Annotated in this window: 14 protein-coding genes and 1 tRNA gene; 5 read left to right on the top strand and 10 right to left on the bottom strand. The window is 39.6% G+C overall.

The window, feature by feature from the left end:
- The first annotated feature begins 30 nt into the window (after nucleotides 1-30).
- The 4 genes from ACOQO1_RS07680 to ACOQO1_RS07665 all read left to right on the top strand — a co-directional run bounded on the left by ACOQO1_RS07680 (nucleotide 31) and on the right by ACOQO1_RS07665 (nucleotide 4,978).
- Nucleotides 31-104 (top strand) — tRNA-Pro (locus ACOQO1_RS07680).
- A gap of 188 nt (nucleotides 105-292) precedes the next feature.
- Entirely contained in the window at nucleotides 293-1,141 is an 849-nt protein-coding gene (locus ACOQO1_RS07675; RefSeq protein ID WP_420602281.1) for a fumarylacetoacetate hydrolase family protein, read from the top strand.
- A gap of 20 nt (nucleotides 1,142-1,161) precedes the next feature.
- Nucleotides 1,162-3,456 carry a beta-N-acetylhexosaminidase gene (locus ACOQO1_RS07670; RefSeq protein WP_420602280.1) on the top strand — a complete coding sequence of 765 codons (2,295 nt, stop codon included), beginning with the start codon at nucleotides 1,162-1,164 and terminating at the stop codon, nucleotides 3,454-3,456.
- Nucleotides 3,457-3,496: 40 nt separating this feature from the next.
- Entirely contained in the window at nucleotides 3,497-4,978 is a 1,482-nt protein-coding gene (locus tag ACOQO1_RS07665) for an alpha-L-fucosidase (RefSeq protein ID WP_420602279.1), read from the top strand.
- 78 nt (nucleotides 4,979-5,056) lie between these two features.
- Here the strand turns inward: ACOQO1_RS07665 and ACOQO1_RS07660 are convergent, their stop codons facing one another.
- The 3 genes from ACOQO1_RS07660 to galK are packed head-to-tail and all read right to left on the bottom strand — an operon-like array spanning nucleotide 5,057 to nucleotide 8,259.
- Nucleotides 5,057-6,067: a LacI family DNA-binding transcriptional regulator gene (locus ACOQO1_RS07660; protein ID WP_420602278.1), complete on the bottom strand. Its 1,011-nt coding sequence runs from the start codon at nucleotides 6,065-6,067 to the stop codon at nucleotides 5,057-5,059.
- 10 nt (nucleotides 6,068-6,077) lie between these two features.
- Nucleotides 6,078-7,124, bottom strand: a complete 1,047-nt coding sequence (locus tag ACOQO1_RS07655; RefSeq protein WP_420602277.1) for a UDP-glucose--hexose-1-phosphate uridylyltransferase — start codon at nucleotides 7,122-7,124, stop codon at nucleotides 6,078-6,080.
- The gene (galK, locus tag ACOQO1_RS07650; RefSeq protein ID WP_420602276.1) at nucleotides 7,108-8,259 is read right to left on the bottom strand and encodes a galactokinase; all 1,152 of its coding nucleotides are present in this window, start codon (nucleotides 8,257-8,259) and stop codon (nucleotides 7,108-7,110) included. Before galK ends, ACOQO1_RS07655 begins: the two co-directional genes overlap by 17 nt.
- 283 nt (nucleotides 8,260-8,542) lie before the next feature.
- On the opposite strand from galK, the gene ACOQO1_RS07645 reads away from it, so the two are divergent.
- Nucleotides 8,543-9,256: an NUDIX hydrolase gene (locus ACOQO1_RS07645; protein WP_420602275.1), complete on the top strand. Its 714-nt coding sequence runs from the start codon at nucleotides 8,543-8,545 to the stop codon at nucleotides 9,254-9,256.
- A gap of 28 nt (nucleotides 9,257-9,284) precedes the next feature.
- Here ACOQO1_RS07645 and ACOQO1_RS07640 read toward each other — a convergent pair whose 3' ends face one another.
- The 7 genes from ACOQO1_RS07640 to ACOQO1_RS07610 form a co-directional block, all read right to left on the bottom strand.
- Nucleotides 9,285-10,292: a metallophosphoesterase family protein gene (locus ACOQO1_RS07640; protein WP_420602274.1), complete on the bottom strand. Its 1,008-nt coding sequence runs from the start codon at nucleotides 10,290-10,292 to the stop codon at nucleotides 9,285-9,287.
- 65 nt (nucleotides 10,293-10,357) lie between these two features.
- Nucleotides 10,358-11,974, bottom strand: a complete 1,617-nt coding sequence (locus tag ACOQO1_RS07635) for a sulfatase (RefSeq protein ID WP_420602273.1) — start codon at nucleotides 11,972-11,974, stop codon at nucleotides 10,358-10,360.
- A 10-nt stretch (nucleotides 11,975-11,984) separates the two neighbouring features.
- Nucleotides 11,985-13,958, bottom strand: a complete 1,974-nt coding sequence (locus ACOQO1_RS07630; RefSeq protein ID WP_420602272.1) for a glycoside hydrolase family 97 protein — start codon at nucleotides 13,956-13,958, stop codon at nucleotides 11,985-11,987.
- A gap of 10 nt (nucleotides 13,959-13,968) precedes the next feature.
- The gene (locus ACOQO1_RS07625) at nucleotides 13,969-15,795 is read right to left on the bottom strand and encodes a glycoside hydrolase family 36 protein (protein WP_420602271.1); all 1,827 of its coding nucleotides are present in this window, start codon (nucleotides 15,793-15,795) and stop codon (nucleotides 13,969-13,971) included.
- A gap of 231 nt (nucleotides 15,796-16,026) precedes the next feature.
- The gene (locus ACOQO1_RS07620; RefSeq protein ID WP_420602270.1) at nucleotides 16,027-19,269 is read right to left on the bottom strand and encodes a VCBS repeat-containing protein; all 3,243 of its coding nucleotides are present in this window, start codon (nucleotides 19,267-19,269) and stop codon (nucleotides 16,027-16,029) included.
- A gap of 163 nt (nucleotides 19,270-19,432) precedes the next feature.
- Nucleotides 19,433-21,304, bottom strand: coding sequence for a RagB/SusD family nutrient uptake outer membrane protein (locus ACOQO1_RS07615; protein ID WP_420602269.1), 1,872 nt, complete (start codon nucleotides 21,302-21,304; stop codon nucleotides 19,433-19,435).
- 7 nt (nucleotides 21,305-21,311) lie between these two features.
- Nucleotides 21,312-24,788 carry a TonB-dependent receptor gene (locus tag ACOQO1_RS07610; RefSeq protein ID WP_420602268.1) on the bottom strand — a complete coding sequence of 1,159 codons (3,477 nt, stop codon included), beginning with the start codon at nucleotides 24,786-24,788 and terminating at the stop codon, nucleotides 21,312-21,314.
- Between the last annotated feature and the right edge of the window lie 94 nt (nucleotides 24,789-24,882).

The raw sequence follows: 24,882 nt of genomic DNA, 5'->3' as shown, positions 1-24,882 counted from the left end.
TAAAGGAGACTACGGAAAATACGGTAGTTTCGGGATGTAGCGCAGCCCGGTAGCGCACACGCCTGGGGGGCGTGGGGTCGCAGGTTCAAATCCTGTCATCCCGACGAACCACTTTTCAGTGGGTGTCAAAGCACCGTCAACTAGTTGATTGATGGTGCTTTTTATTTCTTTCCTTTGGGTTTATTCATCTTAAAAGCAAAAAAAGTATTGGATCATGTCATTTCTGTGATTGATATATCCTTTGATTACCAATAGATTTGTTCAATAGGTTGGTTAATCGAAGTTGAGGTATATGAAAGTTTATAAAACAACGAAAGGTATAGTAATAGCTGAAAATGATGTTTTCTATCGGGTTGATTCAGAAAGTTGGGATACCTTTATGAACCGCACCCATCTGTTCCAGCGATTAACTTCAGAGATTAAGAACCTAGAACCCATATCTAGATTTGATTCATCTACCATTATGGCTCCCATAGAAAGCCAAGAAATATGGGCTTCCGGTGTCACCTATATGCGAAGTCGGGAAGCTAGAATGGAAGAGTCCAAAAAAGCGGGGGGCGACACCTTTTATGATAAAGTATACGATGCCGAGAGGCCTGAGTTATTCTTCAAGGCTTTGGCAAATCGAACTGTAGGGACGAATGACTATGTGAATATCAGGAAAGATTCCAAATGGGACGTTCCAGAACCGGAACTTACACTCTGGATAAGTTCAAAGGGAACTATTGAAGGATACACTGTGGGTAATGATATGAGTTCTCGAAGTATTGAAGGTGAAAACCCGCTGTATTTACCGCAAGCCAAGATGTTTGAGCGTTGTGCTGGATTGGGTCCTTGTGTATATGTTACTGAAAGCCCCATTGACCCTAAAACGAAAATAGAGATAGAGATATTAAGGGAAAATAAACAGGTTTTCTACGGCACGGTACCTATTAGCAATATGAAACGAAGGCATGCTGAACTTGTCGAGTTTCTTTTCCGTGAATGTGATTTTCCATATGGATGTTATCTCATGACAGGAACAGGAATTGTACCTCCCGATGATTTTACCCTTCAACCCAATGATGAAATAAGAATTACAATTGGTCATATTGGAACTTTGGTAAATACAGTGGCTTATAAATTAGAAAGCTCTATCTAAAAAAATGTAATGGCATGTTTATGATGAAAAAGGGAGTGCTTTTCTTTATGATTACCATACTGTTTGCCTGTCAGCAAAAGGAAATGCTCAAAGGCTCAGTGGCCATTATCCCTAAACCTGCTGAACAGGTGGTTGGTGAAGGGTATTTTGAAATTAATAAAAGCACCAAAGTTTTAGTAGAAAATGAAGAACAGGAAGCTGTGGCCAAGAGATTTTTTAATCAATTTAAAGCAGTTTCTGGATGGGCACCATCCATAAATAGGGGTGGAACCGGAGATATTTTGTTTGTCACGGATTCCACCTTGGAGGAAGAAGCCTATGAACTGGAGGTAAAGACATCGACAATTACCTTAAAAGCATCTTCTGGAGCTGGTTTTTTCTATGCCTTGCAATCGCTAAAACAGTTGTTGCCAACTTCCTTCTATGGTACAAAATTACAGTCCAACATAACATGGGGAGTACCAACCGTAAGTATTAAGGATAAACCTGCTTTTGGATGGCGTGGTTACATGTTGGATGTATCCAGACATTTTTTTGATGTTGATCAGGTCAAGGAAGTCTTGGATTTTATGGCCGAATCCAAACTCAATCGCTTTCATTGGCATTTAACGGACGATCAAGGTTGGAGGTTGGAAATCAAAAGTTATCCCAAACTTACAGAAATAGGGGCTTGGCGTGTGGATCACAATACTACGGACGAAACTGTTTCCAATTGGTGGGGGCGTCCTGTACAAAAACTAGGGGAAAAACCAACCTATGGAGGGTTCTATACTCAGGAAGAAGTCAAAGAAATTATAGCCTATGCAAAAGAAAGGTTTATCGAAGTAATTCCAGAAATTGATATGCCCGGTCATGCACAGGCTACAATAGCCGCCTATCCCGAGATTGGGTGTGTGAATGCTTCGCCTTACGTCGCCACGGGAGGAGTCTCCAAGAATAATACATATAACCCGGGAAAGGAAGAGACCTTTGTGTTTGCTGAAAAAATGCTTAATGAAGTGATGGATCTGTTTCCATTTAAGTATGTCCATATTGGGGGCGATGAATGTAATAAGGAACAATGGAAAATTGACCCATATGCCCAAGAAAGAATAAAAGCGGAGGGTCTTAAAGATGAGTTTGAATTACAGAGTTACTTTATAAAACGAATTGAAAATATTATTAATGCCCGTGGTCGTGTTATGATAGGATGGGATGAAATCCTTGAAGGGGGATTGGCACCCAATGCAACCGTTATGAGCTGGAGAGGCGAAAAAGGAGGAATTGAAGCAATTAAGGCTGGACATGAAGCGATTATGACCCCAAGTAATTATTGTTATATAGACCTAAAACAAGGTCATGATGATCTAGAACCTAATTTGGGATATTCGCGACTTTTGTTGTCCACAGCATACAACTATAAAGTGATTCCAGATGGTCTTACTTCTGAGGAAGGAAAACTAATCAAAGGCATTCAAGCTAATTTATGGACTGAATCTATCAGTGATTGGGGTAAGCTGACCTACATGACTTTTCCAAGGATGTATGCGATAGCTGAGAACGGTTGGACAACCCAAGAAAATAAAAATTGGAATGGTTTTACCAATCGTTTGGAAACTCAATTTGAGCGTCTTGACAAACAAAATGTGCGATACGCGGTGAGTGCTTTTAGCCCTTGGATAGACCACAAAGGAAATGGAGAACAAGTAGAGGTTTCCCTAAAAACCGAAGTGCATGGATTGGGTATTCGATATACTTTGGATAACTCTGAGCCTACTGTTCTATCCACCAAATATAGCTCGCCATTTACTATAGGTGAAACTAAGGTTGTTAAGGCAAGGGCTTTTAAGGGGGAAAAGCCCGTTGGGTATCTTTCAAGTCTTGAATTCCCTGTGCACAAAGCTGTAGGAGTTGGTAAAGGTTCTACAAAAACTGAAAGCCTTACCGATCTTAATTATGGTAGATTAGATAGGAGTGACCCTAATTGGGTAGGTTTCGAAAATGGTATGGAAGCAATTCTTGAATTTGACGAGTCGATAGTGGTCAATGAAGTGAAATTCAATGCACTCCGCTTCACTAATTCAGCAATATACCCACCGAAAAATATAGAAATATGGGGTTCGGAAGATGGAATGGAGTTCATTAAACTGGCCGAAACAAATCAAACTGGAATGAGCCCACAGGGAAGAAGTAAAGTTCTTTTTACCTTAAGGTTCGCTCCATCTAGATTAAAAGCACTTAAAATAAAAGGAATCGAAATAAACCCTATACCAGAGGGACATCATAGGGCAGGTCAGCAAAGCATCATTTTGATTGATGAGGTTGTGGTAAATTAATAATGGAAATCATGAAAATGGATAACAAAAAGATAGGTATATGAGAAAATTAACTAAAATCAAAACCAAACTTTTAATACTGTGCATACTTTTTGTGGGCAGCATAGTTCATGCACAGCAATATGAAGCCAATTGGGAATCTTTGGATCAGCGTCCTGTAGCTGATTGGTTTGAAGATGCAAAATTTGGAATCTTCATTCATTGGGGGCCCTATTCGGTTCCTGCATGGTCACCAAAAGGAACATACTCTGAATGGTACCAATACTGGTTGCAGAGCAAAGCGCTCTTTGGAAATGGTAATTTTAAGGGAGATGAGGTCTATCAATTTCATAAAAAAACCTACGGAGATCACTTTGATTATTATGAATTTGCCGACAAATTTACTGCCGACCTCTATGAACCTGAGGAGTGGGCACAGCTTTTTGAAGAATCAGGAGCAAAATACGTTGTGCTTACGTCTAAACACCACGATGGATTTACCTTGTGGCCCAATAAGGAGGCCAACGATAGAGGATTTGCATGGAATAGCATGGAAACCGGGGCCAAGCGCGATTTGGCAGGAGAGCTTTCAGAAGCTGTAAAAAAGACAAATGTAAAAATGGGATTCTACTATTCTTTGTACGAATGGTATCATCCGTGGTGGCAAAATGATAAGGAACGCTTTGTAAAAGAACATTTTCATCCACAATTCAAAGATTTAGTGGAAAAATACCAACCTGATTTACTTTGGGGCGACGGAGAATGGGACATGGAATACGAAAAGTGGAAAACTCCTGAGCTTATGGCGTGGTTGTTCAATGAGTCAAGTGTAAAGGATAAGGTGGTGATCAATGATCGTTGGGGGAAAGGGATTCGACAAAAACATGGAGGTTATTATACCACTGAATATGAAGCAGGCAAGGCTTTTGACAAACCTTGGGAAGAATGCCGGGGTATGGGCTTTTCTTTCGGATACAATCAGAATGAAGATGCATCGGACTATAATAGTACCCGAACACTTTTGTTAATGCTTATCGACATAGTAAGTAATGGAGGAAATTTGTTGCTAGATATTGGCCCTGATGCAAGAGGAAGTATACCACCTATTATGCAGCAACGATTACTTGAGATGGGAGAATGGCTAAAAGTCAATGGGGAAGCCATCTATGGTACCCGTAAATGGAAAATAGCTATACAATGGTCCGCTGGTGATAGAAAATTGGATAAAACTACCCATTACCTTGGAGGGGATTATATCTTGAAGCAAACAATAGACCCAGCTCCTGGTAAGGCCGTAAAAGAAATATTTTTTACCAACAAGGGAAATGATGTGTTTGCAATTACGCCTAGATTTCCTAACGGGCAATTGGTGATCAAAAGTTTAAAACCCTCAAAAAAGACCAAAATTGAACTTTTAGGGTATAAAGATGATCTATCTTATGAATACAAAAACGGAAACCTTATCGTTGAGGTGCCCAATCTGACCTATGATGAATTGCCCTGCCAACATGCATGGAGTTTTAAAGTATCCGATGTGAAGTAAAGCGGTTATGAGATCTTAGATTTATCTAAATCATAGTCCAATAACAGCTACTTTGTCAAAAGACAAGTATATTTTGTATTAGGAAAGTGATTTGGTAGAGTCTCTCAATACCAGGTCAGTTTTGATTACTTTATGCTGTATTCGTACTAGGTTGGGGTTTTCAACGCATTGTATGAAGGTTTTTACCGTTTCCCGACCCAGTTCCTCAGCGTTTTGGGATACCATGGATAGCGGAGGGTTTGAGCATTGCCCCATAATCCCATCAGTAAACCCAACTATTGATATTTGGTGGGGAACTTTATATCCCCACTGTTGAACGGTGTTTAAAGAACAGATTGCCGATAGTTCGTCAGCAGCAACAAAAGCATCTATGTCATTGGACTTCATGGCTTCTTTGAGCATAGGCTTAAAATCATCGTAACTACTGAATTCGATACAAATAGGATGGGAGGAGTATTCATGTACTTGCAGTGCCTTTAAATAACCTTGTTTGCGCTTTTTGCCAACACTGGTTTCCGCAATAGGAGATACAAATGCAATTTTTTTGCATCCTGTCTCGATTAAATGGGTTGTGGCATTGTAGGCACCTTCAAGATCATCTATGGTAATGCTATTAAAAACGGAATCTTCCAATACACGATCAAACATTACCAAGGGCATATGGCTTAATTCCAAATGTTCAAGGTGCTTGTAATTCTTTTGGCACTGGGTTTCCTTTGAAAAGGAAATTAAAACACCATCTACACAAAAATTCATGAAATTCTGTAGATGGTTGCTTTCCAATCTATGGCTATTATTGGAAAAACTTACCATAATGGTATAGTTGTGCTTACGAGCCTCTTCTTCAATACCATGTAGCACTTTTCCAAAAAAAGCATCCGTTACGTTGGGTATAATTACGCCAATACATTTGGTCCTCTTCAATTTTAGGCTTCGGGCTGCATTGTTGGGGACGTAACCATATTCTTTGGCCGCCTGCTTAACTTTTAGTTTTGTGCAGTCACTTATTTCAGGGCTGTTGTTCAGTGATTTTGAAATGGTAGAAGGGGCCAAATCCAAAATGTGGGCAAGTTCCTTAATGGTCGTCATTTTAAGTTCTTTAGTTTGTTCTTAAACTATAATGCACATCAGAAAGCTCTTTAAGCGTATTAGCCGCTTGCTCTGCCGTAATATCTCTTTGCGGATTGGCAAACATTTCATAACCAACCATGAATTTTTTTACCGTGGACGATCTTAGCAATGGCGGATAGAAGGTCATGTGGAAATGCCATTCCGGATGCTCTTCCCCATCAGTTGGCGCTTGGTGTATACCAGCAGAATATGGAAAAGAAATATTGAAAAGATTGTCATACTTGGTAGTAAGTCCTTTAATGATGGCAGCAAACGCCAAAGTTTCTTCTTCGCTAAGTTGGGTAATGTCTCTTAGCTTACGTTTGGGCACAATCATAGTTTCATAGGGCCACACGGCCCAGAACGGCACTAGTGCCACAAAATGTTCGTTTTCTAGAACAATTCGTTCTTGTTGCAATAGTTCCTGCGTTATATAATCGCCAAGCAACCCCTTTTTATTTGATGCCCAATACTTATTGAATTGAGTACTTTTTTTCTTGACCTCCTGCGGAATGGATTCTTGCGCCCATATTTGCCCATGAGGATGCGGATTGCTACATCCCATGATACTCCCTTTATTTTCAAATATTTGAACGTGGTTGATATGAGGTAGGGCGCCAAGGGTTTTATATTCTTCTTTCCATAAGGTGATAACTTTATTGATGTCCTCAACCTCCATCAGCGGCAAGGTCAAAGAATGGTTGGGCGAAAAGCATACAACCTTGCAAATGCCCTTTTCAGATTTTGCAAGTAGTAGACCATCTTCAAAATCCTCATTTGGAGCATCTTCCAATAGCGCCGAAAAATCGTTGATAAAAGAATAGGGTTGTGAATAATTGGGGTTGGTACTTCCACTGGCCCTTGTATTTCCTGGGCACAGATAACAACTTTCGTCATAAGATGATAGTTGTTCCTTATTCACCTCTTCCTGTTTACCCTGCCAGGGCCGTTTGGTCCTGTGGGGAGAGACCAAGACCCACTCTCCGGTCAATATATTGAATCTTCTATGCGGATTCTTATTAAACTGCTCGTTCATTTTCAACATATTTGTGGGTGGTTCCATCTACCGGAACTACGGTAAAAGCGCTTAAATCAATACCATATTTGTTCTTGTATGCATCGGAGACTTCCAATACATATTTATCTATAAAATCTTGATGGATGATATTGATAGTGCATCCGCCAAAACCACCACCTATCATACGAGATCCAATGATGAAATCCTTACTTCGTGAATAATCAACAAGAAAATCCAGTTCTGGACAACTGACCTCATATTTGTTCTGAAGCCCGTCATGGGAACCATATAGCAAAGCTCCAAAACTTTTTAACAAACCATCCTCTAGCGCTTTTACTGCATTTAAGACCCTATTGTTTTCCTCAATCACATATTGGCAACGCTTATGAATAGTTGGATCCATATCCTTTTCCAATTGTTCAAGCATGTTTAGGGAGACATCTCTAAGTGAATCCACTTCGGGAAAAGTTTGCCTTATAAAATCCACACCCTGTTTACATTCTGCCCTTCTGGTATTATATTCACTTGTTGCCAGATTGTGGGATACATTTGTGTTCAACAAAAGGATTTTATAGGGGAGGAGCTCAAGACGAACATATTCATGTTCAATTGATCTACAATCCAAGAGCAGGGCATTACCTTTTTTGCTGATTAAGGAGGCATACTGATCCATAATGCCGCATTTAGTGCCAACATAAGAATGCTCTGCATCCCTGCACATCAAAGCCAACTGCTTTTTTTTCAATTCTAGGTCAAACAATTCGTTCAACCCGTATGCCAATCCACATTCCAGCGCTGCAGACGAGCTTATACCTGAACCTACTGGCAAAAAACTTTCTATAATGCAATCAAAGCCCTGTACCTTTTGGGTAACCGCAAGCAACTGATTCAATACACCCAAAATATAATTTTCCCATTCAACACTACTTTTAGAAACATTCGTAAGATCAACAGTCAAGGTTTTACCAAGTTCAATTGTATGAATATTACAAATATGCTGGGATTGGTTCTTTCTTAGTTTTAGAACAATTTTACGATCTATGGCCGTTGGAAGCACAAACCCATCATTATAATCGGTGTGTTCTCCTATGAAATTGATCCTTCCTGGTGAAGACACCAAAAGTTCGGGCTGAAAGTCCAAAATATTCTTCATTCTTAAGTATTGATCAAATATAATAAATGTAATATTTACATTTATACTTTTTTTTAAGAAAAAGACGTTTTAATAGGATAAAAATGGAAGTCATAAAGGATTGTTTGTATTATTGGGATTTTTTGGAGATCGATTTGTCAACATATTGGCAATAACTATTTCTTAAACAATGGGTTTAAGGTCGGTTTAAAGGCCAAAATCATTACAATTGATAAGGAGATTTTGAATATAAAGTATTATTATTGGAATATGAAGCCATCCGTAAACATTTAAAGACAACTAATTGGTAAAAGACTGGTACAAAGGAGGAGATAAGGTCTATGTGGCTGTAGACTGTATAATTTTTGGTTTCGACAATGGAATACTTAAACTTTTGGTCTTTAAAAGGCGAGTTGCCCCCTTTGAAGGTAGGTGGTCCCTTATAGGTAGTTTTGTTCGTCCTAATGAAAGTTCAAGTGAAGCCTCACAGAGGGTTCTCAAAGAAATAACAGGATTGGACAACATATACATGAGAGAATTGAGAGCCTATTCTGAAGTTGACCGTGATCCTGGTGCCAGATGTATTTCCATAGGTCAATACGCACTGATAAGAATAGATGAACATGATAAGGAACTTGTTGAAAGTTATGGTGCCAAATGGTATCCCTTGGACGAGTTGCCCAGTTTGGTCTTAGATCATGAACGAATGGTTGCAGATGCTCTGAACCGTCTACGAACCAATGCGCAATTTTACCCAATTGGCTTTGAGCTTTTGCCCCAAAAATTTACAATTCCGCAATTGCAGCACCTATATGAAGTAATCTTTCAAAAGGAATTTGATTCAAGAAATTTTAGAAAAAAATTACTTTCTCTTGGGATACTCAAAAAGTTGGATGAAAAAGATAAGTCTTCCTCCAAAAAAGGAGCATTCCTGTTTCAGTTCGATTCCAATAAATACAAAAGAATACGAAAAAAAGGGTTCTCCATCCCATTATTTAAAAATCAGGATGTTTTATAAATGTCTGTTCTGAGTAGATTCTTTAGCTTTAAAACTTGAGATTATAATCTGAAATTTCCGGAGAAAGCTGATTCCCGTAAATATTTTTTGGCATCCCCGTATCAAATGGGGAAGGGGTTACCCATTGACTTTTTACACCCTCTATGATCAGGCTACCTTTTGGGTCAATTGTGGCAAAGGCAAATAATGGATCTTTGTATGTGGCCAGATTGGGCAACCATTTGTACTGATCATACATTTCTTTGGGATAACGGCTGGTGTTTTTATACTTATCCTCCATCCATTGATAAGATGCGCTATTGATTTCAATATAATCTATGCCATTCTGGTGATGGTGGAAATCGATATGATTATGACCGTTCATACAACAAATGATTTTTTCTTTATGGGCCTCCATCACCTTTTGTACAGCAAGCCTATTTTTTACACCCCATTGGTAATGCCATAAACTTTGATGCGAAAATATTATTGTTGGTAATTTGGTTGCTTTTAGGTCGACTTCCAACCATTCAATTTGAGCATCATCAATAAAAGTCCGATACTTGCTGTCCACATAGAAGTTTGCTTTTTCATAATCAATAAAGACACCATCTTTATTAAGGAAATTTGCATCTAACACTATGAAGTGAAAATTTTGGAAGTCATAGGAGTAGTACGTTTTGGGCATACCCCAGTATTGGAGCATCTCCTCTTTTGAATTCAAATCCATGTCATGATTTCCCAAGACATGATATTTGGGACCCTTGAAAGTTTCCCAAATAGCCATAAAATCCTTGTTCTTGGAGTTTGCCATGCAAAAATCTCCCAGTTGGATTATATAGTCAGCTTTTCGTTTTTGGGCTTCGGAGATAAATGTTTCCAACCTTTGGTTGGCATCTGGCATTAAATCTTTGTGGATATCCGCAATAATCCCAAACACCAAAGGTTTTGAATCCGCCTCAACTAAGTTGGAAGACTGAAAAGGCAACATTGTGGTGGGTAAAGACAGTGCCGTAGCGCCCATGCCCAATTGACCCATAAATTTTCTTCGATTCATGCTATATTTTTTAGATGCTATGAATGCTTATAAAATTACGGATTCTTACGAAGTCCAGGTAAAAATTACTCCGCAGATTTTTCCGCGGAAGGTAATTTTAACTCTAATATTGGAGCTTCCGTAACGGTTGAATCGATTAACTTGGAAGATTCACTTTTAAGATAGAATAATGAGCCTTCCAGGTCTGGATATTTTTTTCTTAGAGGGTCGTACTCGGGATTCACGCAATGTTTGCCCCAAATACCCAGCATGAGCATAAGCCCTTCTTCTTTTTCTGGATACTGTCCCTGATCATCCGTTTCTTTGATCCAAGTATCTAAAACATTACCGTATTTTTTAAGTGTATCGCCATATTCTGGATTCTCGGCCAGGTTGTTCAGTTCAAAGGGGTCATTTTTAATATCATAAAGCTCTTCAGAAGGCCTTTCATCGGCCATAAAACGATCTTGAATAGAATTAAGCTTATTCTCCTTATGTAACTGATGCATCACCTTTACAAACTCAATACCGTCATAATCCATATATGTGGGTTGGGTATAAGGTCTGTCCGTTAGAAAGTTTCGGATGTATTTAAAATCCTTAGACCTCACTGAACGAATTCGATCTATGGTAAAATCACATCGATCTCTGATTGAAATCACATATTCGCGTTCAACACCAGTATCATCAAATATATTTTTGCCTTCCATGTATTCAGGAATGGAAATACCGGCCAAAGCCAGGGAGCTTGTTCCCAAATCGAGTCCACTTACCAAAGCATCATCAACATTTCCGGAAGGGATGCTTTCTTGACTCTTGGTAAAGTCAGCAATAATCAAAGGAACGTGAAGCCCCCCATCATATAAAAACTGCTTGTTTCGGGTCATGCGCATACCATGATCGGAGAAAAAGAAAACAATGGTATTTTCCAAAATGCCACTATCTCTCAACTTCTTTATAATATCACCCACCTTTTCATCAGTTATCTGAATGGCATCCAAATGATTAGCGTATTCTTCTACAATAGTTGGGTGGTTTGGAAGATAGGGGGGGAGTTCAATTTTAGATCTATCCACAGGATTTTTAACATTGTCCTCGAATTTTGAGTTGAATATTTCCTTTCCGCCATACAACTGTACTTGGCCAAAGAAAGGTTGTTTGTCAGACAAAGTTGTAAGATCTAAACGTATTCCACTTTTTCCGTATAAGGGATGCAATCTATAGTCTTGACTGTACAAATCCCTTCTATCGTACATAAAGTTGTAATCGTCTTTTCCGTTGTTGAAGGTGAAATAACCAGCCTCTTTAAAAAGTTCCGGAATTGTCTTTAAGCTATCGGGCAAATAAATAGCCGACTCCTTTGTTCTAGAGCTATGATGGTTATGGGCCCCAAAAGTAGTTGCCATCACACCCGTAATAATACTGGAACGACTGGCCGAACAAACCGGCGCAGGCATATAAACATTACTGTACAAGGTTCCCAGCTGCGCTAAACTATCAATATTTGGGGTGGGGATAATGGTGGTACCATAACTTCCCATAAGTGGAGCGGTATCTTCAAGATAGATCCACAAAATATTGGGTTGTTCTTTGGGTTCATCCTGCTGCTTTTTCTCAGCACAAGATGTTGTGCCCAAACAAATCGATATCAACAAAGCCAACAATGCGGCTTTTTTTCCTTTGTGAAAATTAATGTAGATCATACTGAAAATATTAGTTTGTAGGTGTTATGATTGCACTCCATCCCCCTCCAGGTGCCATTTTAATGGGGAGGACGTCTTTTTCGGTTACGTTTTTAACGCTTCGGATATAATCACAGGCATAACGGGAAGCGTTGATGCCGTCTTCAAAAATTTCTATGGAATAGGTACCCGGCTTTAGAAAAGATAGGGAAATGTCCATTGTTCTGGACTCACCATCGGTCATTGCACCCAAAAACCATTTATTACCATTTCTTCTGGCCATAGCCACATAATCTGAAACTTTGGCGTCAAGGACTATACTCTCATCCCAAACCGCGGGGAATTGGGCAATAAACTCAGTAGTTTCAGGCTCACGCAAATAATTACTGGGATTGTCGCAGAGCATTTGCAGAGGGCTTTCATATATGGTATACATGGCCAATTGATGGCATCGGGTTCCCATAGACATTGGCCTGTTGAAAATGGGGGCATAGTTCTGCTCATTGGCATTGATCATGGCGCCCGGCGTATAATCCATTGGTCCAGCTACCATTCTAATAAACGGAATGGTAAGGTTGTGTTCTGGAGTTATATAACTAGCCCATTTGTTGTTTTCAGCTCCTTTTACACCTTCCCGCGTCATTACATTGGGATAAGTTCTCCGTAAACCTGAAGGTTTGTACGAACCATGGAAATCCACGAGTAACTGCCTTTCTGCACAGGCTTTTGCCACACGTTCATAATATTTGACCATCCATTGATCGTCCCTTTGCATAAAATCAACTTTTACACCTTTAGCGCCCCAAGCTCGATAGGCATCCAGCGCTTCTTCCAACTTTTGATCTAGAGAACTCCAAGTTACCCACAAAAGCACATCCACATTTTTCTCTTTTCCATATCTAATGATTTCCTTCGCATCAACGCCATCAACAATTTTAAGTGCATCTCCCAAAACATACCATCCTTCATCCAGCATAATATAATCTATGCCATATTTGGCAGCAAAGTCAATATAATATTTATAGGTTTCCGTATTTACACCTGCTTCAAAGTCAACCCCATAAATGTTGTTGTAGTTCCACCAATCCCAAGCAACTTTTCCTGGTTTGATCCATGAAATGTCTTCTATTTTGGATGGTTCGGCCAATTGATAGGAGAGTTGGTTGGTGAGCAAATCCGCATCATTTTTAGCAATACAAATTACACGCCAAGGAAAACTACGCTTTCCAGTGGTTTTGGCAATGTAATCCGCGGCTTTGGACACACGAATGGTCCTGTCATCCGTCCAGCGATTTTTATCTACTTTTTGTTCCAATGCGAAAGGTGGAAATTTGGCATGCAGGGTATTTCCTTCTCCACCTGTTAGCCACATTCCTGGATAATCCAACAATCCTGTTTCGGTAATGAGCAGTTTATTTTTTCCAGCAGTCAACAGGGTAGGAAGGCTTGCCAAATCCTCAGTGGAAAGGGTATCCAATTTCCCAAATTCATACAGCCTTTCATTGTGGGATTGAAATTCACTCTCCCTAGGAAAGTAAATATCATTCCCACCTTCAAAATTGAAGGTTACCGTTTCACTGACCACAGTAAGTTCTTTTCTGAAATTGGTCTTAAAGCGATACGCGACTCCATTGTCATAAGCTCTAAAAGCAACTGCATACCTCCCTTTAAATGATAATGTAAGTTCATTGAAATTGTCCACAATGGTTTCTGATTTGACCCTTACTTCTGGTTTGAGCACTTGACTAACAGATCTAGTTTCACTTTTAATCACTTTAGGGCTCTTTCCCAAGGTAATATTATCATTGACTGTCATGGACAAAGCAGAGGGTTTTAAAACGGACTGTCCATCAACAGTGATTGCATAGTTTATGTTTTCACCTACAGAAATTTTTAGAGCAATGCTTCCATTAGGGGATAAAAGTGAATAATCCTGTGCTTTTATGGCGGTCGCAAGGAGCGCAAAGACTGCAAACGACAGTATTTTGTATTTGGAAAAAATCATTAGGCTGGTTTTAGTTGGTTAATATGAATGAGATAAGGCCCGAAGGGGGTACATCTATTAGATGGGCTCCTTCTGCAAGTTCCAGGGTTCCTTTATCCACTTCTTCTCCCATACAGTTCTTGATTGTGTATTCGTAGTTTTTAGGTTCACCTTTAGCTAGAATCACGAGTTGGGAAGAGCGTTTGGCGTTTAAAACATCAATTTGCGCATATTTTCCTGTCTGAACCTTGACGTTCAAGTCATTGTATACAGCGGTTATCTTTTTATTACCCTTGCTTCCTTCCAATATAGGGTAGTTGGTTAACGGACTTGTAGGGTGAAAATCCCCATCCAATAAAACATTTCTGTTTTTAAGCCAATAGTCGGTATAAAACTTGATCATCTTAAAATGATCTTCGGGAATGTCCTCCAATCTCACCGAAATCTGGGGTACGGAGTACATTACATTGAGCATCTGTAGCGCAGCTACTTCAACAGGTTCATCATAATGCCACATGAGCATATCGGAATGTACTGCGGTGTTTCCGCTCAACATACGTAAATCTGAAGTCCTTATTCTGTTTACAGAAGATAGGTTGGGGCAGTCAGTTGCCCTGAACATATTGCCATATTTTCGCATTGCAGGACCAATGTAAGGTTGCCTAAACTCAATCATGATATCTGGCTTGATTTCTTGTAGGGACTTCATCAGATTGGTCATCAAAACATCGGTAGCCTCGTTCACGGAAGCATAATCGCGACCATTTTCCTTGGTTAAGTCTGTATCATCATACGCCGTAAACCTACCTATAAAATCCAATTTAAACCCGTCAAGATTCCAATCCTTGGTAGCATCAACATAGGTTTTGATAATAAATTCCCTGACTTCAGGATACCTTGGGTCCAGCACATAAGTACCTTGACCATCCCAATACTTCAAGAATTTGCCTTTCATTTTTTCATAAGCCTTCGACTTTTCACCAACAAAGGGAACGGCATACCAAAGAATGAACTTCATATCCAAATCGTGAACAGCCTGTACAAATTCCTTCATTTCAGGGATTCGCTCCGGTTCCCAATCTCCAGTAAAAGCGTAGCCTCTGTTACTGTCCAAGGTCTGCCAACCGTCATCTACAATAATGGATTCAAACCCCATTTTTTTTGCTAATCTACATTCCTTCAACAATTCGTTCATAGCTACATTTTGATGGTAGCTGTACCATGTGGAATAAACAGGCAATCTGGCAACCTCAGGAACAGGAGCAGGGGTGTACAGGTCAAAAGAGGCCCACCAGTCTGCAACTTCATTTAGTGCTTTGGAGTAGGGCAGGGGTCTGCTATCAAAACGGACTTTAACCTCATATTTTTTTGTGGCACTACTTTTTTCTGAAAAGAAGGTCATTTCATTATACACCATTCCATCTTCTTCTTTGATTCCGGTACTAAGAAAAACTGTATTCAAAGCTTCGGAAGCCGAAAAATTAAGTCGGTTGATATCATCATGTCCAAAGAGTACTATAACCGGAGCTTGCTTAGCCAGCATGGATTTTGTTTTGGAAGGTCCCCAACTTGGACCAATGGTTTTATCATTGAAACTACCTGTGCCCCAATGGCCGGCAACATCGCTGGATGGCAATCTCCAGGTAAGCGAAAATTTTGGAGGAGGGGCGCCAGTTTCATGGGATAAAGAAATGGTGGCTATTTCCAATCCTTCTGTAATTTTTTCTATCTCTATTTTGGTGTCAAACCCCTCTAAATCACCAGTCAACTGAACCTCTTGTCCGGCCAGTTTAAATTCTTTGGTGGTTTTTTGGGATATTAGGCTTCCACATATCAAGAACAACATAATTGTTGTCATCTGTTTTAAGTTAAAAGTCATATTCATAATTGGTTCTGTTTTGTAATTTGTTTTGTATCAGTTATTCCTTTGTTCCTCTGGGTAAACCGCAATGAGGTAGGTTTTTATTTTAATGCAAAAGACTTCCACACACTACCTTATTTCTTCTCATTTTTATAAGAAGTGAAGCTAGCTTGATTACATTATAATTAATCGAGTAGTTTTATATAGGTATTTGTTGTTTTAAGCGCTTTAATTCACTTTAATCAATTGTAATGGAGCATTGTTTTTTGCAACAAGAATATGAGCCTCGCCATTCTTGGAAAGCATTTCCATGTCACGCACATCTCCAACAATTTTAAGCCCCGACTCCATCATTGTTACGGCTTTAAAGTCTCCTTTGCCATTTCCTTTAAGAAAAAGTCCAAAACTGGCATCACCTCTAGGGGTTTCTACTTCAGCATTGTATAGATTTCCGGCTAAAATGGCATCAAGGTTACCATCCTTGTCAAAATCATCAACAATAAATTTATTGATGCTGGACAACTGAGCTAATTGCGGTAGAGGTTTTGCAGTGAACTGCCCATCATTGTTTTCAAGATACACGCTTGAAAAGGAGTTGATTTCATAACTCAATGATTTCTCCAAATATTCATCGGTATAAATCTGACTTAATGAGGCACTTGCAAAAGAATTATAATCTTTGAATTTGGATTTAATGGCAGGCATTTGCTGAGATGAACATTGGCGCCCGCGTACAGGAAATTCTTTATCTCCCTTTCTATAACTCAATACAATATCTTGGCTTAAATTACCATCAAAATCATTTAAATAGATTTTAAAGGGTGCTTCTTCACTAGCTTGATATTTATAGTTTTTTCCCAAATTACCAACTATAAGGTCTTGGTCGCCATCATTGTCAAAATCACCTTTTTGGATATCGTACCACCACCCAGAAGTATTTCCGGTTAACAGTTGATCGGTGACATCAGTAAAACTTCCGTTGGTGTTTTTATAGAACTTAATGGGCATCCATTCACCAACAACCACAAGGTCATCCCAGCCATCATTGTCAAAATCCACCCAAGAGGAGGCGGTTACAAGCCCTAGCGATTTTAACTGCGGTAATACCTTTTCGGTAACTTCAACAAATTTAGGTCCAGAAGAAGTACTGATATTTTCCAATAAATGGGAATCTGCAGGGTTTGGATATTTATGAGGTATTAAGCGCCCACCCAGAAACAAATCTAAATCACCATCATGATCAAAATCGGACGCTGTAATGTCCAATCCACTTGTAAGCATTTTTGGAATTACAGTTAGGTTACGTTTGAAATTGTTCTCCCCTAAATTTTCATAAAAGCGATCTTGGTACCCCAAAGACCTATATTTGAACTCATTGCCCCCACTGGCTATATAAAAATCATTGTCACCATCATTGTCAGCATCAAAGATGAGAATACCTAGATCTTCATGAAATTTATCCTTTTCAAGATCAGGGACAGGTATTGAATCAAAACCACCTGTTTTATTCTGAAAATATACAGCTGCTGTTTCTCCAATTGCACTTCCAATGATGTAATCATCCAGACCGTCACCATTTAAATCCCCAGTGGCCAATGCTGGTCCCAGAGTGGAATTTTTATGTGGTAATAGAATCTCTTCCTTAAAATCGTCAAAAATATTCTCCTTATGAACGGGAAGATTGGGCTCGTCAACAGTCACAAAACGTTTTTGAGAAGTAACTTTTGGTTTAACCGATGGACTGGGATAAGCAGCTGTTGCATCATAATTGATGGTTATTCTTTGATTTGCTTCAAGTTCATCCAGTTTTGTTGTTGTTCCATTCGGCCAATTGACCAAAATGCTATCGATTTTCTGCGCTTTTCCAAGGCCAAAATGTATTATTGGGGAGACTGATGATAGATAGCCCCGCACGGTATTGTGTTCTTGTACCTGCACTCCCTCTGATGTATAAAGTGTTATTTTGCTCTCATTGGGCAGCACGCCATCTTTTCCTTTTAGGTCAATGCTAAGTTGATTGGTATTGGAAGCATTATTACGATAAATACTTGAGGTATCTTCCAGATTGCTAATAATAAGGTCAAGGTCACCATCGTTGTCCAAATCGGAAAATGCCATACCGTTGGAAAATGTTTTTTCCTCAAAACCCCATTCTTTAGTTTTTCTTGAGAAGGATAGATCACCTTCATTACGGAACATATAATTGCTCAATTTTTCAGAAGGCAATTTTTCCAAATATTGCAGAAGACCTACTTCTTCTTCTTTGTTTTTGTAATTGGGGTCGTTTTCCATTTTATCGAAAAACTCGCGGTGAGCAGCGTAGAAGTCTTTATTGTTGACATCACGGCGAATACCGTTGGTCACAAACAGGTCTTTCCAACCATCGTTGTCAAAATCGGCCAGCAGTCCGCCCCAGCTCCAATCTGTGGAAGAGACTCCTGCCAATCTGGAGATATTACTAAAGACTGGAAGCTCACCATTTATATTACCATTATTTAGTTGCAATGAATTCTGCATGTATTGATGGTGTAACCCATAACCTACCGAATTGTAAAAAGCTTCGGGATCCATAGAGGACATATTGGCCTTAGATCTAAAATTGTCCTCTGCGGACATATCCAATTGAAAAATATCCATATAACCATCATTGTTGAAATCGGCTATGTCCGTACCCATTCCAAAAAAGGATGTTTGTTGCAGGCTTGTATTTATTTGATTGGTAAAGGTTCCATCCTGATTGTTGATAAACAAAAAGTCAGGTGCGTTAAAGTCATTGGAAACAAAAATATCTGTGTACCCGTCATTGTTGATGTCCGAAGCAACAACTCCTAAGCTTAAACCAAAAGAGCTCAAACCGGCTTCTTCAGTAACATCAGTAAAATGACCATTGTCGTTACGATACAATTTGTCTGAATCCGCCAATTTGTGATTATCCAACATGTATGCATAATATTCCACCGGTGCTATAAAGCTAGTTGGAGGGTAGTTGGCAACATAGAGATCTAGGTCGCCATCCCTGTCATAGTCAAAGAAGGTAGAATGCATACTGTAACCATCACAATCTATTCCATACTCAGCTGCCTTTTCTGTAAAAGTATTGTCTTTGTTATTGATATAAAGTACATTATTATGAGGTGGATATTTACCATTGACCGAGCAGTAGATATCCAAGTATCCATCTTGATTGATATCAACCAAAGTGGTACCCGTATACCATCTTCCGTCTCCCACTATTCCTGCACTTTCAGAAATGTCTTCAAATTTCAAATCTCCTTTGTTCAGGTATAGTTTGTTTGGGACCATATTGCCTGTAAAAAAGATGTCTTCTAGACCATCATTGTTAATATCCCCAACAGATACCCCTCCTCCCAAATACATGTATGGATGGGTAAAGTAATTGAACTTGTGGGTCTCGGTTAACTTATTCTTAAAATCGATTCCTGTTTCGGAAGCATCAAGTTTAGAAAACAACTTGGTTGGTTTTTGTTCGCAGGAAATAATCAAAAAAGATAGAACAATGAGGTAAGGTAATTTTTTCATCAGCAATAAGGGTGTAAAACAAGTTTTAAAATAAGAATAACCCCGGACATTTATGCCAAGGGTTATTCATATTAACATACGTAAAATTCAGAAATTAGTACCCTGGGTTCTGGATAAGAGCCGGATCCCTGTCAATTTCTTCTTGTCTAATAGGAGTGAAATAAACATGGTCTTGCCATATCCTATTTTCAAAAACCAAATCTGTAGGCGTATAGGTGTAATCCCACACAGCAGGATCTTTTCTATAGTTGTCAACAGTAGTACCTGGTTTTTGTGCTCCTTGAATAACAATTTGTTGCGCTGGTTTGTTTAAGGAATATGGACCTTCCAACCATCGTTTCATATCAAAGAGTCTGGCATCTTCATTGGCAAGTTCCTTGTCACGCTCTCTTTTATAGAGTTCGTACAATTCTGATCCAGACACGGTCACTGCAGGAAGTCCATTTCTATATCGCAATCTATTCAACCAAGCTATGGCCTCGGCTTCATCTCCTAAATTGATATTGGCTTCTACAAAGTTCAACAAAACTTCGGTATAGCGAATGTATGGAGCATCCACTTTTTGAAGATTACTTGGCCATGATGCAGGTAATGTTGGATCTGAATACTTTTTGAAATAATATCCTGTTCTGGAACCGTTCCAATCCTCAATAGGACCTTGTCGTGTATCCACTCCGTTTTTGATGGTACCATCCAAGAACGTATAGAATCCAGTTTGTATTTCATTAAAGTTATCATGAACGACAACGTCATCGGTTCTTTGCTTCCAAGAAGCTCCGTCAAATAAGAAGGTGGCATAGAAACGTGCTTCACGATCGGTATAAGGGTCAGCCGCATGTGCTGGATTATTCCAATCAAACTCTGTTCCATCGCTAAAGGTATACTTGGATACCAAAGCTTCCGTTGGTGTTGTGCCAGCCCACTCATGGTATCCATTTGGACCATGATACAAGGCCACCATTCCGGGACCTTGAGACCATCCATTACCTCCAGCATAGGTTCTTGAATTGAAACCGAATTCTTGTACCAGTCTTCCCCAAATGAAATCTTGGTTGTCACCACCCTGAAGCCATATGTCTTCATAATTTTGAATGGCTTCTTCCTGGGAAGCTGGAGCCGAATAATCCAATTTATAACCGGTAGTGGCATCCAATAATGCTTTGGAAGCAGCTTCGGCAGCTTGCCATCTTGTAGACTGTGAACCGCCTGTATAGCCGATCAACTCTTTGTTACTGTATGAAGAAATAGTAGATACAGCAGAGGCTTTGGAAGGCTCGTACAAGTCACTTGCAGCGTGGGTCAATACTCTTGACTTCATAGCCATGGCGGTAAACCTGTTGGCTCTTGCCTTTGATAAGGGTGCATCTGCCAAAAGAACAATGGCCTGATCCAGATCTGAAACAATCTGATTGATGGTTTCTTCAAAGGTATTACGCGGTATGTTAGGGTCTGCGTCCAATCCAAGTGGCTCAAGTATCAACGGCACACCCCCATACTGACGCATTAATTGGGTGTAAAAATAACCTCTCATATAGTAGGCCTCTCCCAACATTTGAGTCACAAAATCATCTGCAAAACCATTCTCATTGGCAGTCAACTGCTGAATGGCAATGTTGGCAGCACGGATATAAGGATATAAGTTATCCCATTCAAACCACCACATTACTTTGTAATTTCCAGCCTCGTTCATTTTACCTTCAGTATAACCATCTACACCACGTCCAGGGTGGGTAAATACGGCGTGATCTGTAAACGCATCAGTAGTTATCTCATCGGACAGCACCCCGGCCCATGTGCCTTGGTACAAATCCAAAACTGCTGCTTCAGCGAGCGATTTATCCGCCCATACACTGGTACTACCTATCTTATCCAAAGGTGTAGTACTCAAAAATTCATCTTCACATCCTGTAGCAAGGACTGCGAACACAAATAAGGTCGTAATCTTTAAAACATGCTTTTTCATCATTTTTTTTTTAAAAAGTTACTTGAAATCCTACATTATATGTTTTTAGCAAAGGGTAGGCATTTCCATTGTTAACATTTCCACCGCTAACCCCTTGGGCACCATCATTAACTCTAATGCCGTTATCCGAAAGGTCTCCATTACCGACCTGTACGGTTTCGGGATCAAAAGGAAAATCAGTAAAAGTTAACAAATTTGTACCAGAAAATGAAAGCCTCATACTTTTGGCACCAATTAACTTCACGATATCATCAGCGAAATTGTAACCAATTTCTAGCGTTTTTAGACGAATATAGTCCCGGGTTAACAAATAGGCATCCGTTTGACCAGAATACCACTGGTCACCCCTATCAGCCAATCTTGGTTTGGGAGCGTTTATATTGTCCAAAGACCAGGCACGATCACGAACGTCGCGCTGTACGTTGGCCAAAGTACCGGACATAAAGGACCACTCGTAGTTGCTGTAACCCCCAGTTGCTCCTGCCCAATACATGTTGAAATCAACATTTTTATAGGTAATGGCCGTATTTAAACCAAACTGTGTATCGGCAAAGGCACTTCCTCCCGTACGTCTTCTATCCTCAGGGCCAATAGTACCATCACCGCTAATATCCACAACCCTTGCATCTCCAGGCTTAAGTGCCGGGGTTACACCGCTATAATCCAAAGTCTCTGCATCGATTTCCGCCTGGGTTCTGAAAACACCGTCAAATTGGTATAAAAGCGGTCTTCCAATTTCTCCCCCAGTTTGACGTTGCCATGGTCTGTCTTCCAAAGCCGGTTCGTCAAAGAATATCAATTTGTTATTGGAATCACTTAGGTTAAAGGTTACATCATAACTAAACCCATTATCATTCCCTCCGTTTATACCCAAGGATACTTCAAAACCTTTATTCTCAAATTCTCCAATATTTAAGAAAGGCGGATCAATACCGGTTATGGATGGGAGTGTTAAATCCGGTGGAGTTAAGATATCTTCCCTAGTATTGATGAAATAATCAACACCAACAGTAATCTTATTGTTTAGAATTTTGAAATCCAAACCAAGGTTTTTTGAAGTAGCTTTTTCCCAAGTAATGTCGGGGTTAGCCACGTTATCTTCAAACGCTGTGGTAGTTACATCATCTAAACCTGTAAAGGAAAGACTATAAGTTGAGTTGAACTGGAATGCACCAACTCTATCGTTCCCCATTTGTCCATAAGAACCTCTTAATTTAAAGAAGTCAAAGAATGGAAGGGCCTCCTTAAAGAATGGTTCTTCTGATAGTACCCAACCAGCGGATGCGCCAGGGAAAAATCCAAAGCGATTATCCTCTGGGAAAAGATAAGATCCATCATACCTAAACAACAACTCCAATAGATATTTGCTCTTATATGCATAATTGGCACGGCCATAATAGTTCAATCGAGCAACTTCTGATGCATCTCCTCCATTGTTCTGGTTTTCTGCTCCACCAAAAGATAGCTGTGCTAAATCACTGGATACAAAAAAGTCTTTAAATGCAAATATTCTTTTACGATCAACTTGTTCACGGGTTATACCTCCCAGAATCTTAAAGTAATGATCACCCCATTCTTTTTCATAGGAAGCATTGAAGGTTGCCGTGAAGTCGGTGCGTGTGTTATGTTCTTCATATAAATTGGGTGTTTGAGGACCACGATCAGCCAATGTAAGGCCAGAAGAATCCCTATTGACTCCATCCCAGGTATACAATTGCCAAGGTCTGTTCCAATTTGTGAAATCTCGATTGAATTTGTCATAGGAAACATTTCCTCTTAGTTCCAATCCATCTACTCCAGGTACTTTAAAGGTCAAGCCAATGTTGCTTTGCATATAGGAACGATCGGTATCATTGTAACCTGGTTTATCAGTAGCACGTATGGCTGGGTTGTTTCCATTTTCAATATCAGGTCCAAATTCACCTGTTGGCCAGTATGCTGGGAACCAAGGGTATTGTCTGATCAAGTCAGGAATGATATTTCTAGTAGCAAGACGATTGTTTTCCTGTCTGCCGTATAATCCCACATCCAGTTTAAGATGTTCGCTAATTTTTGCATCAAGATTTACACGCAAATCCCATTGTTCAAATCCATCTGGAGCTCCTCTGAAATTGACAGCCTGCTTTAGGTGACCCAAGGATGCCAGATATGAAACATTTTCCGTACCTCCAGAAACTTGTAAATTTTGTCGTGAAACCGGAGCATTTTTAAGAGTGAGTTCTTCAAACCAATCTGTATCTGGAAATGCCCATGGATCGTTTCCAGCTCTGGTGTTCTCAATTCTTTCATTGGTAAAGGTTGGATTTACCACATCTCCATTGTCAGTACGGGTATAAGGTGCTCCCCTTCCAGCATGAGCAGCTTCCCATTGAGAAACGGGTAGTTTATACACATTGAGTACATTTACCAGATCCATATATTCTGCACCAGTCAACATGTCTGGTAAAGTAGTGAAGCTTTGTAAACCATAATTGGAAGTAAACTTAACAGTTGCTGGTCCTTTTTTACCACGTTTTGTAGTGACAAGAATAACCCCGTTTGCTGCCCTGGCACCATAAATGGCCGCGGAGGCATCTTTTAATACGGAGATACTTTCAATATCAGCAGGATTTATTCTTGCGATACCACCTGCACGATCAGGAATACCATCAACAACTACAAGCGCTGAAGAGTTTCTGAAAGTATTTGTACCCCTGATTCTAATAGCAGAATTGTCAGATCCAGGAATAGAACTTCCCGTGTCTACAAATACACCCGCTACTTTTCCAGACAATGCTCCCGTAAGGTTGGGAGCAGATGACTTTTCAAGTGCTTCTCCGGTAGTTGTAGCAACAGAACCTGATAATGTAGCCTTCTTTTGGGTGCCGTAACCTACCACAACCACTTCGTCCAAGCTTTCGGCATCTTCTTGCATTACTACATTTATAGTGGTGTTGCTACCAACGGTAACCGTTTGCGTTTGCATCCCTAAATAGGTAAAGACCAATACATCACCTTGAGAAGCTTTGATGGCATAATTACCGTCAAAATCCGACTGTGTTCCTGTGGTTGTTCCTTGAACCACAATGTTTACCCCTGGTAGAGGACCTCCATCCGCATCGGTAATATTTCCTTGAATGTCTTGTTGGATATTTTCAAGGCTTGCATTGGGTTGAATAGAAACCTTTGGTTTCACAATAGATTTTTGAGACTCCAGACGCAATACAATTTGTTTTCCAACAATTTCATATTGTATGTTGGTATTGTTAAAGAGTATGTCCAAAACTCTTTCTACACGTTTTTTGTTTACACGTACCGATACTTTACGTTCAAGGTCGATTTCAGAATTCATATATAATATTTTGAATTCTGTTTTTGACTTTATTTCATTAAAGACCTCTGCCACACTTACATTCTCAAGATCAAGGGAAACCTTGGTTGCTTGGGAATAGCTGCTGGCATTAATTTTGAAAAGGGCCACTAAAAGAAAAATAAATGTCAATCTCATCTTTAAGTCTATCCTAGGAAAGAAGTTTACCTTCCCTAAAAAACACAAATAATTATTCATAATTTTGAGTTGATTTAGATATTTTGTTTGATTA

The sequence above is a fragment of the Flagellimonas sp. genome (assembly GCF_965222555.1).
In the GTDB taxonomy this organism is placed as follows: domain Bacteria; phylum Bacteroidota; class Bacteroidia; order Flavobacteriales; family Flavobacteriaceae; genus Flagellimonas.
Note: the sequence above shows the minus strand (reverse complement) of the source record. Positions and strands in the feature narration are given on the sequence as shown.